At 40.8% G+C, this 18,456-nt stretch carries 11 protein-coding genes and 2 pseudogenes; 7 read left to right on the top strand and 6 right to left on the bottom strand.

Annotated features, from left to right (window positions below; all coding sequences use genetic code 11):
* Positions 1–46: 46 nt before the first annotated feature.
* Entirely contained in the window at positions 47–2,821 is a 2,775-nt protein-coding gene (locus ENH88_RS12335; protein ID WP_084447939.1) for a collagenase, read from the bottom strand.
* A 311-nt stretch (positions 2,822–3,132) separates the two neighbouring features.
* Positions 3,133–4,671 (bottom strand): EAL domain-containing protein, encoded by a 1,539-nt coding sequence (locus ENH88_RS12330; protein ID WP_304182547.1) that lies wholly within the window; start codon positions 4,669–4,671, stop codon positions 3,133–3,135.
* Between the two features lie 328 nt (positions 4,672–4,999).
* On the opposite strand from ENH88_RS12330, the gene ENH88_RS12325 reads away from it, so the two are divergent.
* Positions 5,000–6,031: a LacI family DNA-binding transcriptional regulator gene (locus tag ENH88_RS12325; protein WP_304182546.1), complete on the top strand. Its 1,032-nt coding sequence runs from the start codon at positions 5,000–5,002 to the stop codon at positions 6,029–6,031.
* A 17-nt stretch (positions 6,032–6,048) separates the two neighbouring features.
* Here ENH88_RS12325 and gtfA read toward each other — a convergent pair whose 3' ends face one another.
* Positions 6,049–7,521, bottom strand: coding sequence for a sucrose phosphorylase (gtfA, locus tag ENH88_RS12320; protein ID WP_304182545.1), 1,473 nt, complete (start codon positions 7,519–7,521; stop codon positions 6,049–6,051).
* 176 nt (positions 7,522–7,697) lie between these two features.
* Between gtfA and ENH88_RS12315 the strand changes: the two genes are divergently transcribed.
* The 3 genes from ENH88_RS12315 (at position 7,698) to ENH88_RS12305 (ending at position 12,569) form a co-directional block, all read left to right on the top strand.
* Complete coding sequence (locus tag ENH88_RS12315; protein ID WP_304182544.1) at positions 7,698–8,927, top strand: MFS transporter; 1,230 nt, start codon at positions 7,698–7,700, stop codon at positions 8,925–8,927.
* A 168-nt stretch (positions 8,928–9,095) separates the two neighbouring features.
* Entirely contained in the window at positions 9,096–11,492 is a 2,397-nt protein-coding gene (locus ENH88_RS12310; RefSeq protein WP_304182543.1) for a TonB-dependent receptor, read from the top strand.
* A gap of 129 nt (positions 11,493–11,621) precedes the next feature.
* Positions 11,622–12,569, top strand: a complete 948-nt coding sequence (locus tag ENH88_RS12305) for a carbohydrate kinase family protein (RefSeq protein ID WP_304182542.1) — start codon at positions 11,622–11,624, stop codon at positions 12,567–12,569.
* Positions 12,570–12,653: 84 nt separating this feature from the next.
* Here the strand turns inward: ENH88_RS12305 and ENH88_RS12300 are convergent, their stop codons facing one another.
* From ENH88_RS12300 to ENH88_RS12290, 3 genes and pseudogenes are all read right to left on the bottom strand, one after another.
* A complete protein-coding gene (locus ENH88_RS12300; RefSeq protein WP_304182541.1) occupies positions 12,654–13,034 on the bottom strand; it encodes an STAS/SEC14 domain-containing protein in 381 nt (126 codons plus the stop codon).
* Positions 13,035–13,159: 125 nt separating this feature from the next.
* Positions 13,160–13,627: pseudogene (locus ENH88_RS12295) on the bottom strand (cupin domain-containing protein); the annotation flags it as partial.
* Positions 13,628–13,773: 146 nt separating this feature from the next.
* A complete protein-coding gene (locus ENH88_RS12290; RefSeq protein ID WP_304182540.1) occupies positions 13,774–15,237 on the bottom strand; it encodes a carbon starvation CstA family protein in 1,464 nt (487 codons plus the stop codon).
* A gap of 295 nt (positions 15,238–15,532) precedes the next feature.
* Between ENH88_RS12290 and ENH88_RS12285 the strand changes: the two genes are divergently transcribed.
* The 3 genes and pseudogenes from ENH88_RS12285 to ENH88_RS12275 all read left to right on the top strand — a co-directional run bounded on the left by ENH88_RS12285 (position 15,533) and on the right by ENH88_RS12275 (position 18,453).
* Positions 15,533–17,071, top strand: coding sequence for a catalase (locus ENH88_RS12285; RefSeq protein ID WP_304182539.1), 1,539 nt, complete (start codon positions 15,533–15,535; stop codon positions 17,069–17,071).
* A gap of 77 nt (positions 17,072–17,148) precedes the next feature.
* Positions 17,149–17,600, top strand: a pseudogene (locus ENH88_RS12280) (ankyrin repeat domain-containing protein).
* Between the two features lie 199 nt (positions 17,601–17,799).
* Positions 17,800–18,453 carry a TetR/AcrR family transcriptional regulator gene (locus ENH88_RS12275; RefSeq protein ID WP_304182538.1) on the top strand — a complete coding sequence of 218 codons (654 nt, stop codon included), beginning with the start codon at positions 17,800–17,802 and terminating at the stop codon, positions 18,451–18,453.
* Positions 18,454–18,456: the final 3 nt, after the last annotated feature.

Below are 18,456 nucleotides of genomic sequence, written 5' to 3'. Positions count from 1 at the left end.
TTCATGGGCTTAGGGTAGGAATTTTATTCCTTAAAATAAAGTGTTATTAACGACAGCCTTGGCTATTAAAATCAACTACCAAGCTTGCGCCATTACTATTTCCTGCGACTTTTAAATAACCCCAGTATTCATTTTGAGCAGAAATATAAATACATTCGCCATTGCCACTATTATTCGAATGAGCGATTTCATTACTACCATTTGGCCAACCACTGGCGGCATAACTTAAGCTGACATCACCACTACCATTAGCGCTGGTTATAGCAATCCCATTTTGGCTTTGCACATCAGCAATGCTAAACCACATCGGACCGCTATTACCTAAGCAAATCACTTCGCCATCATTTAAACGGCCATTGCTGCGACTCCCTTGAGTAGCGCATACGTCTGGCACATTAGCGGTTGCTTGCGTAAACGATGCTGTTAGCTGAACATTATCAAACGCATTATAACCGCGTAACATTATTTGATATGTGCCTTGTTGGGCTGGTTCAATAACACATTGCTCATTATTGCCACCAAGATAAGGGCGGCAATCGTAAACAGCTTCACTAGGTGTGGCTTCATAACTCACATATAAATCTGCATCACCTGTGCCGCCAGCAATGTTAAACATGAGCTCACTTGCGCCTTGCGACACTTCGAAAGTGAAGTACTGCAGTTCATCCTGCTGGCCACTCACACTAATTGATTGACCATTTTGAAGTACGTCATCTTCACCACTGCTGTCTTGATCGATACTCGCGGTTGTCGTCACCGATGTACTGGCACCTTCGTTATCAACTACCGTTAAACCAACGCTGTATTCTCCGGCACTGGCATAAGTATGAAGAGGGTTTGCTTCATTAGATGTACTGCCATCACCAAAGTCCCATTGATAACTTGCAATAGAACCATCACTATCTATACTGCCGCTGCTGGTAAAGCTTATTTCATTGTTTTGTACACCGGAGTAAGGGCCATTTATTTGCGCTGTTGGCGCACTATTGGTTGGTGTACCCGCAACTAAATCATCGCACCATTGTACAAATTCATTCTCGTAACTATTAGCCCATTGGTCTGTTTTAGCCTTATAAGCACTCCAATCACCCACTCGAGTATGAGCAAGCATGGCATTTACTTCATCGTTATGGCGTTCAAACATAAAACGTACAGCTAAATAACCCCAACGGTAAATTCGATCTTGATCAAAACCATCATAAGTAGTGGCAAAAATTTGCGCTAATGTAAATCGTGAGCCATCACTAATAGTTGCTTTTGCTGCATCATTGTTATTTAAATTAGCAACGTATTCTGCAATACCTTCTGACCACCAGACAATATCTTCAGTGGGTGAGTTAAAATTTCCATATAAATCGAAACGACCATCTAGATAATGCACATATTCGTGTTCTAAATTCCATACATAATGCTCTGCGTTGGCATAACTTGCTTCATAGGCAATAAAGTTTGCTTGATTACCTACTATCGCAGGATTACCTTCTAAATACATCCCACCATTATTGGTATCAATACCAAATATAGCTCCCGCATATTTACCGTAATCGTCACTGCTATCGAAAATATTAACTTGTAAGAAGCTGTTGTTATCATCCGCAACAGGGGTATTATTGGTCGCCAGTTTATTATGAAATAACCCCTCTTCAGCGCCCATTGCATCACACGCTGCTGCATGCTGAATTGCGGTCATGTTTTGTGAGCGAATTTTAATAGTACTGCTACAGCTATAACTTTGAGATAAGGCTTGTGCAATTAAATCATCAACAAAGCCACATATACCATAATCATTACAATCAGCGTAGTAGCTTACTGAATCTGCTGCTGCAAGCCATACCGCATCACCATAACCAAAGCTGCTATAGGTGCTAAAAATTGCCTTTAAGCCATTATCCACACTGGTTTGTATCGCGGTGCCTGAATACTGTTTTAATCTTGCAAGTTCACTGGCCGCATTAACAATTAAATACTGTGCATCAGATCCAATCATCCACTGCTTTTGAGTAAATGCACTGAGCTTAGCGACGAGATCGTTATCTGTGCCAATTGCAGTTACGAATGCATCATTCCACTGCCCGCGGTAAAGCAAAGTAAAAATACCATTTACAGCGCTGCGCATATTCCATTTTGCTGCGTAGCTTTCATTAAATCGGGTTAGCCATTGCTTAACAACATTCAAATAACGATGCTGTTGCTCTGCGCTATCCATGGTAATGATGACTTCAGAAAGTGTTTTACCATGACCATCATTGTCATCATAAAAGTGGCTATTGTTTACAAAGGCATCAATTGCACCAATAACTGCGGGCGTTACCCATGTACTAAAACTTACACTATCGTTATAAAATTCAACATAAAAACCCGCGCGTAAGTATAAAAATAGCGCCTCTAGCTCAATATCCCCGCCGCCAGCGTAAGTCTGTGAGAGCGACTTAGCATGATTGGCTACGGCATACATATTATCAGAGCTAAACACTTGCCCCTGAATTGACGCAGGGGCGCTAAATAGCTGATTAACACAATTAGTTCCCTGGCTTTTAAGCTCAGTAATAATGCTGCTAGTACTAGCATTAGCAAGTGCAGTTAAGTCACAGCTCACTGTGGCTGCTTGACTACGCATCATCACATTACTTAATTGTTGCGGTTGTGTTTGTAACTGGGCAATGGGGGCTTTGTCATTATGGTGGAGCTCAACACCATGATGATGAGCACGATCGACAATCGCTGTTTGTGGCGTAAACAAACGCTCATTAGTGGTGTTTGCAAGCGCCATTGTACTTGCTCCAAGTATCGGTAGCGCCAGAATCAATGTATTAATTTTCATAATTTACCTTCGATAATTTTTATTATCTCAATCCAGAACGGGTTATTGAGAGTATAGTTTGTAACATTTATTTATCATTGTATACAATATATTTTATATAACTTTAACGAATATCAATATATTTGTTTTAGAAAAATAATAAAAATCAATTCTTTATAATTACATTCCGACTACTTCTAAAGACCTGAAATATACTCATAAAAAGAATGGATTAACGGTGTGAATAACCTGAGCTCTGGATAATCAATATATTAGTAAACATCTTAATCAGAGTTCAGGCTAAATAAGAATAGAGTCAATATGGTTGGGTATTAGGAGTTTTTTTGGGTACCCATAAACTGTTTAAATTGTTTTATTGGCATGGGTTTGCCGTATTTCCAACCTTGCCCATACTGCACACCCGCCGTTTTTAAAATAGCTTCTTGCTCTTGCGTTTCAATACCTTCAGCAACACAGGTATAGCCAAGCTTGGTTACTAGCTCCATAATATTTGGGATCATTGAAGCTTTTAAGCCTGCGGTAGCAATATCTTGTACAAAGGTGCGATCAATTTTAAGTTGATGAAAACTTAAATTTTGCAAATTAGCTAAATTAGAATAACCGGTGCCAAAATCATCAATTGATAGCGTAAACCCAGCATCAGCCAAACTTTGTAAATGGCTATGGGCAATGTTTGAATCGAGGTATTCATCTTCGGTGATCTCTAAACAAATACTGAACCGAGACTCGAGTAATGCTGGCATGTGGATCAGTTCTGATAATCGACCTTGTTGAACATCATACGGAAAAATATTTACCGAAACCTTAAATTTATCAGGCAGCTCTTTAGCTTCACTCAGCTCGTGTAACATGGTGGTGATCATGGTTTGCGTAAACAGCCATGTTTGTTGATGCTTACGAATTAAAGGAATAAATTCATCGGGAGTAAGCGCGCCAAACTTATCTTCAAACCGCGCTAAGACTTCGCAACCAATCACCTGTTGCGTTTGTAAATTTATGATCGGCTGATAAGTCCAGTAAAAAGAATGTTGATGTAATCCTCGACGTACCCTACGCCATGTTGAACGTTTGGTCGCCAGATAATAATTTGCCATTAAACCGGCTGATAAGCCCGCTAACACACATAATGTAAGACAGATCAAGAACAGCATACGTTTTTTGCTAATGAATTCCCGCCATGGCGAAAATACTGCAACACAATAGTTCGGGGTCACTTGGCTACAGAGCGTTAAACTCTCATACGGTAACACCATAGATGAGCTTACTTTTTTATACACGCCTTCAGTGCCGGTTAAGTGATTTATCGTCTGATCACTTTTGAAAAATACCTGCCAAGTCTTAGCATGCACGCTGTGTAAATCAATTTTAGAGGGTTGAAGGATGACGTTATAATTATGTTGGCGCACAATAACCACCTGCATAATACGCTCAGGAAATAAGATCAGAGAAAATTCTGGAGCGAACCTAACTCGCACTCCATCACGTTCAATGTAATCAGGAGCTCTATCATCAAGTGGATTTGCGAGTATGCCATTGCCTGCAGTACAGACCAACTTATCGTTTTGAAAAAAGCCGATATCAACCACATAGGTTGCGTCAAACAATGCTCTACGCATAGCCAGTAGTGTACTGTCATTGCATTGCGTATAATTATACGCATTTAAACTAGACAGTAACTTTTCCCGTTCAGCATCAGCAGCATCAATATGGTTAATTAATAACTTTGCATCGGTCTGTATTTGCTGGCCGAGCCGTTGCCCTGCTAAGCTCGCTATAATAACAACGCCAAAAATAAACACGATAAAACCGAATAATCCAGCAAGCAATGATTTTTTTTGGTACTTTTTCATGAAAGCTACGTCACTATCCCATTATTATTGTTATTAGCGTATTTTAAAGTTTAGGTTATTTGATACTTTTTAGCTATCCAGCAATGTAACATTTTAATGGTAATAAAAACTATATTTTTTAAAATCATATAGTTAAAATATCATACAACAGATTAAATCAATCCTTTTGTAGTAGTTAAAGTGCATTGAAAAAGCAATACTTTTGAATTAAAAACAACAATAATAAACAAACTCTGCACAATTTCAGCCTAGCGTAATTAACGCTTTGATTTAAATTCAAATATGTTAGTTTATCGACTATAACAAGTTGACTATTTTTGAGAGTGGTATGAGTAAAAAAAATCATTGGACATTAAAAAGCATCGCAAAAGAACTTGGCGTTTCTAATGCAACTGTTTCCAATGCTTTTAATCGTCCCGACCAATTATCAAAAAGCCGACGCGAAGCTATCTTAGCTGCTTGTAAGGAGCTGGGGTACTTCGGTCCAAATAAAGCAGCTCAATCATTACGCCGTGGTAAATTTAATATTGTTGCGCTGGTACTCCCCGACAGTATTGAGTACATGGTGTCAGACCCTGTGGCCAGCAGTTTTATGCGTGGGGTGGCTTCTGTACTGGAAAAAGACGGTATCAATCTTTTGTTATTTTCAGGCAATAACGACAACCTAAATAATGTCGTTGATTTTGTTGATGGCTTTATTTGTTATGGTCGCCCGCGCAATCAATCATTAGTCGAACAACTAAAAACAGTGCCTAAACATGTAGTTACTGTTGATTTTGATATAGACCGAAATGCCTCCGTTAATATAAATAACGAGCAAGCAAGCTACGAAGTGGCAAAACATGCTCTACATAACAAAGACGATCAGGTCGCTATATTAGGACTGCGTTTGCTGGATGAAAACGTGCTGTGCCGCGTCTATGAGCATCATGAATGTGAGGCAGGCCAATCGATAGCTCATCAACGTTTACGTGGTTATCAAAAAGCACTCACAGAGCTTGATATCCCCATCGCCGAAGACCGTATTTGGAATATTCCAGAAAGTAGTGAACGCTTCGCCAGCATTGCTGCTAAAGAAGCACTGTGTAGCTTGCCGCGTCCTTCTGTAATGCTGTGTATGAGTGATTTAATTGCCCTTGCTGCAATGCGTGAAGCACTCAAGTTAGGCTTAAAAATACCTGAAGATATTCGCATTGTTGGTTTTGATGGCATTGATGAAGCACGGCGATTCGTGCCTAAACTAACCACAATTCATCAAAACAGTGAAGAGAAAGGCGCGCTAGCCGCCAATTTATTTATTACTAAAGAAGAGCAAAAAGCACTCATTAACTATGAACTACAATTAGGCCAAAGTAGCTAATAAGTGCTTAGATAAAACTAGTTTAATAAATCGCTTAATGATGTCAGCACTTGCTCTGTCGAATTATGTTCAATAATTAACGCTTCGCGAGATGCAAAGTTGATCTTCAGCTCAATAGCTTGCTCGCCTTGCTGCCATTTTAGGCTACAACTATTAGCACTGCCTGCAACACTAAACTCTCCGCCAAAAGCACTGTGATTATTACGAACTGCGATTAACTTTAAAAGTCCTTTTACAACCGGTTTAGCAAGTGCTTGCGATATAATTTCAGCATCTAAATATGGCCGATTAATATCACGACCAACATTAGATTTCGCCAATAACGCCATGTCGTTTTCGCAGCCGAAAAGGCCGCCGTAATAAACTTGCGGCACACCTGGGGCAAAAAATTGAATCGCGCGCGCAACTAAATAATCTAAGTCATTTGCGCCTAACGCATTGTAATAGGTGCAATTTACTTGGTATAAATCAACATTACTGGCGGCAGCCCCAGTTGCTTGGCGGCTTTGGTTATTGCTATTTGCATGAATGGTTTCAACTAGATTATCAATTTGCGCTGCATTTAATAATCCTGGCTTATCACCCATCGGACCCGCATCAATAATGCCAATACCATCGTGGGTATCCAGTACCGTTAGGCAATTACGTGGCGAAATATTTAACCACTGTACCAGTGCATCACTATTATTGGTAAATAAGCTGTGCAAAATCAAGGGCGGTAATGCGAAGTCATAAACCATATTGACCCGCTTTGCGACGTCAACTTGAGTTTGATAATGACTGTGAATTTCAGCAATTGTTTCCATGCCCAATGCATTAGCTTGCGCCGATAACTTATCTAAATAATCAAACGTTTCATCTAGCATAAAGCAGTTTGTGCCCGCTTGCTTAATCGCGTAACCCGCCGCATCTAAACGAATAATATTAACGTTATTAGCAGAGAACTTCGTTAATACATTATTTAAATACGCAACGCCCGCAGCGACTTTAACGTTAATGTCGATTTGATTATCGGTAAAGGTGGTCCAAAAATCATACGTTTGACCATCACCACATAGCATTGGAGTAAAACAACTGCCTGGGCGCGGGCGGTAAATCGCTTTTTGCTCGGCGTCGCTCATCTCATTTGGAAAGACATCTTCTTTCGTTAAAAATAAATCCCAAAACGGTGATGCTTTACCTTTTGCTAGTACGTCCTGAAACTGAAAAGATTGCGCCGATACATGATTTACAATCAAATCGGCCATCAGATCATAGTCTGCCCCTAACACTTGAATGTCTTGCCAAGTACCGATCCGTTCATCCACGGCACTATGATCAATAGGGTCAAAGCCTGCATCACTACCATCAATTGGATTATAGAAGGGCAATAGGTGCACACCTCCAAATACGCCGTGTAATGGGCCATTTAAAAGTGTGGTCAAGGCGTTGATATCTTGACCAGTGATCCGATCAGCGTATGTGATCAATTGAACTTTATTCTTCATCATTGTGTGATTACCATGTTGAAACTTAATCGATTAAGATATATCTTTAACTAGCAAGTGAGAATTTACAAGTAATTTTTAATAATTTTACATACAAAAATCGTGGCTCACGTAATACTACAATAAGTAACTAACTGACTTACTGAGTGTTAACTGAGCATTTAACGAGGAAAAAGTACATGACAAAATCACACACACACGTAAGCAGCGATCCGTTGCAACAAATACGCTGGCTTACATATATGATGTTTTTTATGTTTGCCATGACTTCTGATGCGGTAGGCATGATCATACCCGAACTTATTAAAGAGTTTGGTTTAAGCATGACCCAAGCAAGCGCATTCCATTATGCACCTATGGCGCTAATTGCTTTTAGTGGATTGTTTTTAGGTTTTTTAGCCGACAGTTTAGGCCGTAAAACAACCATCATGCTGGGCCTTTTAATATTTTCAGCAAGTTGTTTTTTGTTTGCGTTTAGCACCAGCTTTGCCTTCTTTTTATTGCTACTTTGCTGCATAGGCTTAGCGATTGGTTTATTTAAAACAGGGGCGCTTGCGTTACTTGGTGATATTTCACATAGTAACGAAGATCACACTAAAACGATGAATAAGGTAGAAGGCTTTTTTGGCATTGGCGCCATTGTAGGGCCAGCTCTGGTGGGCATCTTACTGGTGCAAAATGTAAGCTGGACTTACCTGTACATTATTGCTGGTGTAATGTGTTTAATTCTCGCTTTCCTGGCGTGGCATGCAGACTACCCGCCCGTTGTAAAAACCACCGCAAAGCCCACTTCGCTTGCCACCACCATGAAAATGATCAAAGATCCATATGCGCTCGGTTTTTCGCTGGCGATTGCCCTTTACGTAGCCACTGAGGTTGCTATTTATGTATGGATGCCTACGCTGTTAAAAGATTACACCGGCTCCTGGCCACTACTTGCAACCTATGCACTGACGATATTTTTTGTACTGCGTGCCGCAGGGCGATTTATTGCCGTATGGTTATTAAACCGCTATAGCTGGCAAGGTGTTATGGCCTATTTAAGCTTAGGTATTGCGCTGTGTTATGTCGGTACATTATTCGGTGGCGTTGATTGGGCTGTGAGTTTACTGCCACTTTCGGGGTTATTTATGTCGATGGTTTATCCCACTTTAAACTCTAAAGGTATATCCTGCTTTGCAGTGCAACAGCACGGTGCTGTGGCGGGGGTGATATTATTTTTTACCGCACTTTCAGCCGCGTTAGCGCCTTTATTTATGGGTATGATCAGCGATTACTTTGGCCATGTGCGTTACGGTTTTTACTTAGCTACGGGCTTTGCTGTGATTTTATTTTTAGCGATGCTGTTTAATTATTTTAAAGATCCATCAGCAACGGCTTTACAGCAAGGTAATCCTGTAACTGAGTAAAGCTATATTCTAAGACAATAAAAAATACTTTATAAATCAATGAATGAATAAAAAAAGAGCAAATTAAACACAAAATAATTTGCTTCTTGTAAAATATTTGTTATTTTTACTTAATCGATTAAGTAAAAATAACAAATCCAATTGGGTTCAACACAACGAGGCGTAACCATGACAACACACAACACACCTTTATATTTAATCAGTGCATTAGCACTTGCCGTAAGCCAAGGCGTACATGCACAGCAAGAAGAGCAAAATTCTCAAGTACAAGCTAACAAAGGTCTTGAAACAATCGTTGTAACTGGTGTACCACGTCGTACAACAATTATGGCATCAAGCGTATCTGTCAGTAGCTTGTCGCTTGAACAAGTTGAAGTGTCTACTCCTCGCTCAACCGCTGAGGCATTTAGAATCATTCCGGGTATTCGCGCAGAATCGACCGGCGGTGAAGGTAACGCAAACATTGCTGTGCGTGGTTTACCTGTTGCATCTGGCGGTGCCAAATTTTTACAATTACAAGAAGACGGTTTACCGGTACTGCAATACGGTGATATCGCTTTTGGTAACGCTGATATTTTTATGCGCTTAGATAATACCGTACACACTATCGAATCAATTCGTGGCGGCTCAGCATCAACAGCGGCAAGTAATGCACCTGGCGGCATTATTAACTTTATTTCTAAAAATGGTGAAAACGAATCAGGCAGCGTATCAACGACGCTGGGCCTCGATTACGATAGCGTTCGTACAGACTTTGAATACGGTACTTACTTAAGCGATAGCGTACGTTTTCATGTCGGTGGTTTTGTTCGCCAAGGTGAAGGTCCGCGCGAAACAGGTTACACAGCAAATAAAGGCGGGCAAATTAAAGCCAACCTAACCAAAGAGTTTGAAAACGGCTATGTGCGAATTTATTACAAGCACTTAGATGATAAAAGCGTAGGTTACTTACCGATGCCAATGTATGCAAATGGCGATTCTATCCCTGGGTTTGACGCACAATCGGATACACCACACTCGGCATTATTTACAAAAACAGTGCGTCTAAACGGCGAAAACCAAATTAGCAGTGGCGATATTCGCGATGGTATGAACCCTAACGTTGACTCAATTGGCTTTGAAGCAGTATTTGACTTAGACAATGATTGGCGTATCGAAAACCGTTTTCGTAAATCCTCTGTAAGCGGTAACTTTAATTCACTTATTCCTGCACAAGTAGGCAGTGCAACGTCGATTGCAGAAAGTATTGGCGGCGCAGGTGCAACACTCAGCAATGCAAATACTGGGGCTGCATTTAATGACGATTTAGCCATGCGTATCCATACGTTTGACGTGACAATGAACGACTTTGACTCTATTGTGAACGACTTCAAACTAACTAAATCGCTTGATGACGACACCAGCATTACGTTTGGTTACTACGCATCAACGCAAAACATTGCCATGTCGTGGTTATGGAACTCTTATCTAATGGAGCTTAAGGGTGACAATGCTGCCTTACTAAATGTTACCGCTGCCGATGGTACTGCATTTTCTGATAACGGTTTGTACGCTTACGGCACACCTTTTTGGGGAAGTGACTGTTGTCAGCGTGATTACGACACAGAATACGACACCCGCGCCCCGTACGTTGCATTTTCTACAAAACTTGGCGATGTAAGTATTGATGCAAGTGCCCGTTATGATAGTGGCGAAGCGCGCGGTAACTACGCAGGTGCAGTAACCTCTACAGTTGATATGAATCGCGATGGTGAAATATCCGTACCTGAACAAAATGTTGCAGGTATTGATATTACTAATGCCAGCCCAGTTAACTACGACTGGAACTACACCTCTTATTCAATTGGTGCTAACTATCAAATTGATCCAAGCCTAGCGACATTTGCTCGTATCAGTAAAGGCGGACGTGCAAATGCTGACCGACTTTTATTTGGTAAAGTGCGTGCAGATGGCTCGGTTGCTAAAGAAGATGCTGTAGATGAAGTTAATCAATATGAGTTTGGGGTTAAAAAACGTTTTGATTCCTTCTCTGTATTTGCAACTGCTTTTTATGCAGAAACGGAAGAGCAGAATTTTGAAGCCACTTCACAAAACTTTTTCGACCGTGAATATGAAGCGAAAGGGATTGAGATTGAATCAACCTACTTCATTGATGCATGGGATTTTCGCGGTAACCTAACTTGGACCGATGCGGAAATTGTTAAAGATGCACTCACGCCTGAAGTGGTAGGCAATACGCCTCGACGCCAAGCAGATTTAATTTACTCACTAATGGCGCGTTATAGCTACGAGAAAGGTGCAGCTGGTGTAAGCTTTATTGGCACTACCGATGCATACGCTCAAGACAACAACGACCTTAAATTTGCTGGTTACACCCAAGTTAACGGCTTTGTAAGCTACGATTTATCTGAAAACCTGAGCATCGCGCTTAATGTAAATAACCTATTCGATACAGTCGGTATTACAGAAGCCGAAGAAGGGTCTATTCCAGATAATAATATTATTCGTGCCCGCACTATTAACGGCCGTACAACGTCACTAACGCTTAAATATCTATTTAATTAACCGAGCTTTAGTGTTTTTAAGCGCTGAGTAATGTATGTTCAGCGCTTAAACCCCTAACATCCATTTACCTTAAATGACTCTCCCATTACTTTTGACCTAGCCCCGGCTAGGTTTTTTAGGATTTACAACATGACCAAATTACTTAGCCTTGGCGAGCTGCTTATTGATATGCTGCCACAAGATCCTCAAAACAGTGCTTATTTACCCATTGCTGGCGGTGCTCCTGCCAATGTAGCGGTAGGTTATGCCAAATTGGGCGGCAAAGCGGCTTTTTGTGGCGGTATGGGCGATGACTATTTTGCTACACAATTAAGCAATGCGCTGGCACAATACAATGTCAGCACTGAATACTTATTTACGATTAAAGGTTCCCAAACGGCAATGGTTATTGTCAGCTTAGATGAAACCGGTGAGCGCAGTTTTAACTTTTATCGCCACAATACCGCTGACTTACTGTTAACCTGTGATCATTTAGCACACATACAGTGGGAAGATTTAAGCACACTGCACTTTTGCTCAAATACGCTGACAGATAAAGCCATTGCAAACACCACTGTTAATGCCTTAAAGCTGGCTAAAAATAACCACAAGCTAATCAGCTTTGATGTGAATTTACGCTATAGCTTGTGGCAAAATAGCAATGACATTGAGCACAACGTACGCGCATGTTACGCCTATTGCGATATCGTTAAGCTATCGCGGGATGAGCTAAACTTTTTAGCTGAGCAAACAAAGCAAGCACCTGATGATTACTTGCAATCTATTCTAGATACGGATGTTAGCTTGGTGTTTTTAACCGATGGTCCCGCGCCTGCCACCGTTTACCATAACGCATTTACGTTTACTGAAGCTGCACCAACTATTACTGCGGTTGATACCACCAGTGCGGGCGATGCGTTTATTGCCGGAGTGTTGTATTACTTAAATCATAATGATGAAGATGTATTGCTTATGGATAAACTCAACAAGCAGCAAATAGTAAAACGTGCTTTAAATTTCGGCCTTCGCTGTGGTGCAAAAGCCTGTTTAGCCAAGGGCGCATTTCCCGCATTACCAATTTTGGTTGATGTGATTTAAACGATTAAAGTAATGCCAGTCAATGAGTATTGACTGGCAGTAAACGACAGCAGCGCTTGGTATTTATAGTGTTTTATAAATACCCTACTCTTGTAGCCAATCAATTGCAGCCGTCGCATTTTCAAAATAGGCCATTTCACCTGATACAACGCGGTTGCCTATTTTAGCAATATTGGACTGCCATTTTTTATTGCCATATATAGCAACTTTTTTCAGCTCTTTATTATGCTTTATACCTAACTTTAAATCATCCCATGCGGCTCTAAAGCCACCGCCCTGAAACTCGATACTGTCAATGAGGACATTTATTATTGGCTGTTTTACTTGCGATAGGGCTGAATCAATCATCGGGGGAATGGTTTTATAATCTTCGTGAGTAAGCTTACCAACTGCTTTTAATGTTAAGAAAAACTCACGGCCTGCGCCTTCAATATCAATAGATAAACCATGGTTTAAATGTGTCATAACTTAGTCTCATTTATACGTTAAGCTTTGAGCATACGTTAAATTAGATTAATAAATTATGAAGCGAATCAAAATACAGCAGGAAAAGTAAAAAGTGAGCATTTGCTCACTTTTTTATATAAGTTTTAAGGGTTTGCTAACCGAGAAATTTGCTTATCAACATCCGTTAAATGGCCTGTTTTAAGCCAGACTTTTGCGCCTTCACTGCCTGCTTTAGCATTAACTATGCTGTTTATGGGAACCCTTAACCAACTATTTTTTACAAGTGTATTCTCTTGTTCCTCAAGTGAACCTTGAAGTACTAACAACTCAGCCCCACCCGATGCATTTATTGCCATCTCGGCGTGCGCTTTAAAATGCAGTAAACTCACCTCTTCAAAGGCATCTTTGTACAAAGCGGTTATCGCTATATGTTTGAACTTTGGATGTGCCACATTTTGCAGCAAATCCGTTTGTAAACGTACATGCTCTCTATCTTCTGGCTGAAACTGCCACAGTTTTACAAATATAACGCAGCCGTGTTCAGAGCCAGGGGTATGCTTTGATTCGGGCGGATTACGAATATAGGAGCCTTTAGGAAAATCACCATGCTCACTTGGAATAGCTATTTTCGCAAAGCCCTAAACGATATTAGTTGCTTTGAGCAAGCTATTTTCTAACAGCCATACCGTCACTTTGAAACTATAAAAAAAGCGAGCTTTGCAGCTCGCTTTTTAGATCATGGAAAAACGATAGTGTATTAAGCTATACGCACTTTATGTTTTGAATGCACAATAGCTAAGGTAATAAACCCTATAACAGCAACCACAAGACCAATCGGTTTACCTAAATCGCTTGATAAATTAAATCCTATTGCAGCGGTCATAATATATGAAAGCGTTACGGCTGAGGCTATTACCGCCGGAACACTGGCGATCCAGTGGAATGTGCCGCGATCAAATAAGTACTTAGTGGCAAGCCACAATACACTGGTTGATAACAACATATTTGAAAATGCAAAGTAACGCCAAATAACGGAGAAATCGAGCTTAGTCATAAAGTAGGCAATGGTCAAAATTGGCACTGCTAGTAATAAGCGATTACGCAAACTTTGTGGAATATTAAACGCATCAACAACCGTTAAGCGCAGTGAACGAAACGCTGTATCACCCGATGTAATAGGGAAAACAGCAACTGCAATAATCGCCATAATACCGCCAAACACACCTAAGTAGCTATTCGCAATGTGGTTAACAACTAACCCTGGTCCACCTAAATCCAGCATGGCTTTTAAGCCTGCATAGCCTTCTGGGAATGCGGCAATACCCGCCAGTGCCCATACACAACCTACAATACCTTCACACATCATTGCGCCATAATAAACTGGCCGCACGTATTTTTCGTTAGTTAAACAACGCGCAATAATTGGCGCTTGTGTTGAGTGGAAACCACTAATTGCACCACAGGTAATGGTGATAAATAACAATGGCCAAGTCGGTAGACCATCTGGGTTTGGCTCTAAAAAGTCATGGGCATGATCGGCTTCAAAGTAAGCTAAAAAATCGCCTGCTACCGGTAAATGCGGCGCATTCATTAACAATGAAGCGGCAACGGCAACTGTCATTACAATCATTAACAAACCAAAGATTGGGTAAAATCTGGTAATAATTTTATCAATAGGAAGTAAGGTTGCTAAAAAATAATAAGCTAAGATAAGCAATACCCAAAAAGTGTTATCAGCTAAAAAAGTGTCTTTAAAAACATCTAAATTACTCAATAAGCCCGCTGGGCTCATAATAAAAACCACGCCCACAAAAAATAACAGCATGGCCGTAAATATCAGCATAAAGCCTTTAAATACAACATTGTAATATTTGCCTGCAATTTCAGGTAAGCTTTTACCATCCTCTTTAATACTCATTACACCTGAGTAAAAATCGTGTACAGCACCACCTAATACATTACCAAGTACAATCCATACTAAGGCAATTGGGCCATATAAAGCCCCTAAAATTGGACCAAAAATTGGGCCGACACCGGCAATATTTAAAAACTGAATTAAAAATGCCCGCACTGGATGGATCGGTACATAATCTACCCCTTCACTAAAGCGTTTTTGCGGTGTATCAATGGTGGCGTCCATACCGGCTTGTTTTTCTACAAAAGGACTGTAGAACTTGTAGCCTAGTATTAAAATAGTCAGGCAGATAAAAAAGATGATCATAAGCACGTTTCTCTTTTTGTATTTGTATTATAGAGCGCGTTGTCGGCCGCTCCGAATTTCAAACTATGGATAATCGCTGAACGGTAGCAGAGCAGTCAACAGCAAGCAATTAGACCTTGTGGTAATGGTAATACGACTGCTAATACTGAAAAACGCAGTAATAAACACCAGTCATTCAAAATACAAATCACACCAATCCAAACAATCAATTTTACCGAACGAAAAGCTTTTCATACACTGGGCTCAGTTAAAACGCTTGCATGGCGCAAGCGAGTAAATTACATGAGGTCAACACATGAATACTCAATTAAACAACAGCAACAATAAATCGACTCTTACACTAAGTGCACTTGCTCTAGCAATGGTATTACCTGCAACGGCTGCCACAACTTTGACAAAAGATAACGGTGCACCAGTAGGTGATAACCAAAATTCCATCACTGCGGGTGAGCGCGGCAGCGTGTTACTTGAAGATGTACAGTTAATTCAAAAGCTCCAACGCTTTGCTCGTGAGCGTATTCCTGAGCGTGTAGTACATGCACGCGGTACAGGCGCACACGGCGTGTTTGTAGCAAGTAAAGAGTTAGACGACTTAACGATTGCAGCACCGTTTAGTGAAGCTGGCAAAGAAACTGAGGTATTTGTACGCTTCTCATCGGTTATTCATTCTAAAGGCAGCCCTGAGACGCTGCGTGATCCACGCGGTTTCGCAACTAAGTTTTATACTGATGAAGGCAACTGGGATCTAGTGGGTAACAACCTCCCCGTGTTCTTTATTCGCGATGCGATTAAATTTCCAGACATGGTGCACTCTTTAAAGCCATCTCCGGTTGATAACATTCAAGATCCTAATCGCTTTTTTGACTTTTTCTCCTATGAGCCAGGCTCTACGCACATGTTAACCTGGGTTTACAGTGATTACGGTACACCGGCAAGCCTGCGTAAAATGGATGGCTGGGGCGTACATGCATACAAAATGATTAACCAAGCAGGCGATGTGAAATACGTTAAGTTTCACTGGGTAAGCCAACAAGGTATAGATAACCTTGATGCCAAACAAGTGGCTAAAGTGCAAAGCCAAGACTTCCAACATTTAACTCGCGATTTATACGCTGAAATAGGTAAAGGCAACTTCCCGAAATGGGATCTGTACATCAAAACACTTGATCCGTCGCAACTTGATGACTTTGATTATAACCCGTTAGATGCCACTAAAATGTGGTTAGATATCAAAGAAACAAAAGTCGGCACTATGACTTTAAACCGTATGCCAACTAACTTCTTCCAAGCGACGGAACAAGTTGCCATGGCACCGGCTAATATTATCCCTGGGATTGAGCCATCTGAAGACCGCTTATTACAAGGTCGCGTATTTTCATACGCTGATACGCAAATGTATCGTTTAGGTGCGAACCATCAGCAACTGCCTATTAACCGTGCAAAAGTTGCGGTGGTTAATTACAACCAAGACGGCGCAATGAATTATGGTAACACCACCAGCAACGTGAACTATCAACCAAGTCACGAGCATGTGCGTGAAAACCCAATTGCCCGTAGAAGCCAAACGCAGCTGCAAGGCTATGTACAACAAGCTGCGATTAAAAAGCCACAAAACTTTGCTCAAGCCGGTGTGCTTTACCGTAGCTTTTCGAAACAAGAGCGTACCAACCTGATCAATAACCTTGCTGGTGATTTGGGTAAAGTACAAAACAGCGATGTTAAACACAAAATGCTCAGTCACTTCTACAAAGCGGATAGCGAATACGGCACGCGTTTAACTAAAGCTGTAAACGCTGATATTAAAATGGTTAAACAGCTGGCAAGCAAACTATAGCATTCTGCCCACTATTTATGAGGAAGGACGTTCCTTCCTCTTTTTTACAGGACATTCATATGCGTAAACTATTAATCATGCTTATTGCCATTTTTGGCCTTCAGGCTATTGCTGATGAATCGCCAAATAATGACGCGCAATCACGTTACGACAACCTACTCGCCTATTACTTTGCAGCGGCACGCACTGACGATCAAGAAGTGATCAAGCAATTCGTATCTGCTGGTATCCCTTCGACAGCTATAACGATAAAGGTTACACAGCGTTAATGATTGCCACCTACCACGGTAATAATAACACGGTGAATTCGCTATTAAATTTGGGCGCAAACGCGTGTCTAGAAGACAAGCGCGGTAACACAGCACTCATGGCGGCTATTTTTAGAGGTGAATTTAGCATTGCCAAAACCTTAGTAAGTCTTGATTGCGATACTGCACATAGCAACAAAGCGGGGCAAACAGCTGAGCAATTTGCACAAACTTTTGGTCAACAAAAGGTACTTGATTTACTCGCACAGGTTAAAAAATGACAACTGTTCTTAAAAAGTTATGCGCCCTTTGTATAAAGGCCGTATTACTTTTTATAGCTTCAATAACTCTGTTGAAAATCTTTAACACCTCCCCCTGAGCAACTAATTTCAATAAACTAAAAAATCAGCCAACTCAGTAATTGACCTTTCGGTCAATAAAGCTACAATCAATCAACAGCTTAAACATATACACTCAATAATGACCACACAAATAAAGCCAAATAAAAAAGAAGTCACGCGAGAAAGAAACCAAAAGCTCATTTTAAATGCTGCCGAACAATTGTTTTCTCAGCTTGGTTACGAAGGTGCCAGCATGAGTATGATTGCTACAGCAGCGCAAGTGCCCAAAGCCAATATTTTATATTACTTTAAAAGCAAAGATGGCCTTTATGAAGCTGTCATAGATCGCATCATTGCCCACTGGAACTTAGGCCTCGATAATGTAACAGCTGATGATGACCCCGCAACTGTGCTTTATAACTACATAAAAAGCAAAGTTATACTGGCAATCAACGAGCCTCTTCAGTCGCGCTTATTTGCCAGTGAAATACTGCGCGGCGCGCCCTATTTGCAAAACTATTTTAGAACCAACACTCGCCCTTGGGTTAAGCAAAAGGTTGATGTGTTTCAGGCATGGATGGACGCAAAAAAAATAGACGCTATCGACCCATACCATTTGCTATTTACTATCTGGGCAACCACCCAGTATTACGCTGACTTTCAAAGTGAAGTGTTATTGGTCATGAACAAACTAGAATACGACGAAACAGATGTGGCACACATTACGCAATCAATTGCCCACATTATTTTAAAAGGTATTGGTGTTAAAGTACCCGAGCAAAGTGAGGCATAAACC

Source organism: Pseudoalteromonas prydzensis (assembly GCF_011050055.1).
GTDB classification, from domain to species: Bacteria; Pseudomonadota; Gammaproteobacteria; order Enterobacterales; family Alteromonadaceae; genus Pseudoalteromonas; species Pseudoalteromonas prydzensis_A.
This window is presented reverse-complemented; position numbering and strand designations above follow the sequence as displayed.

Excerpts from the sequence above, each read along its gene's own strand:
- ENH88_RS12335 (WP_084447939.1), bottom strand. The coding sequence starts at position 2,821 with ATGAAAATTAATACATTGATTCTGGCGCTACCGATACTTGGAGCAAGT.
- ENH88_RS12330 (WP_304182547.1), bottom strand. The coding sequence starts at position 4,671 with ATGAAAAAGTACCAAAAAAAATCATTGCTTGCTGGATTATTCGGTTTT.
- ENH88_RS12325 (WP_304182546.1), top strand. The coding sequence starts at position 5,000 with ATGAGTAAAAAAAATCATTGGACATTAAAAAGCATCGCAAAAGAACTT.
- gtfA (WP_304182545.1), bottom strand. The coding sequence starts at position 7,521 with ATGATGAAGAATAAAGTTCAATTGATCACATACGCTGATCGGATCACT.
- ENH88_RS12315 (WP_304182544.1), top strand. The coding sequence starts at position 7,698 with ATGACAAAATCACACACACACGTAAGCAGCGATCCGTTGCAACAAATA.
- ENH88_RS12310 (WP_304182543.1), top strand. The coding sequence starts at position 9,096 with ATGACAACACACAACACACCTTTATATTTAATCAGTGCATTAGCACTT.
- ENH88_RS12305 (WP_304182542.1), top strand. The coding sequence starts at position 11,622 with ATGACCAAATTACTTAGCCTTGGCGAGCTGCTTATTGATATGCTGCCA.
- ENH88_RS12300 (WP_304182541.1), bottom strand. The coding sequence starts at position 13,034 with ATGACACATTTAAACCATGGTTTATCTATTGATATTGAAGGCGCAGGC.
- ENH88_RS12290 (WP_304182540.1), bottom strand. The coding sequence starts at position 15,237 with ATGATCATCTTTTTTATCTGCCTGACTATTTTAATACTAGGCTACAAG.
- ENH88_RS12285 (WP_304182539.1), top strand. The coding sequence starts at position 15,533 with ATGAATACTCAATTAAACAACAGCAACAATAAATCGACTCTTACACTA.
- ENH88_RS12275 (WP_304182538.1), top strand. The coding sequence starts at position 17,800 with ATGACCACACAAATAAAGCCAAATAAAAAAGAAGTCACGCGAGAAAGA.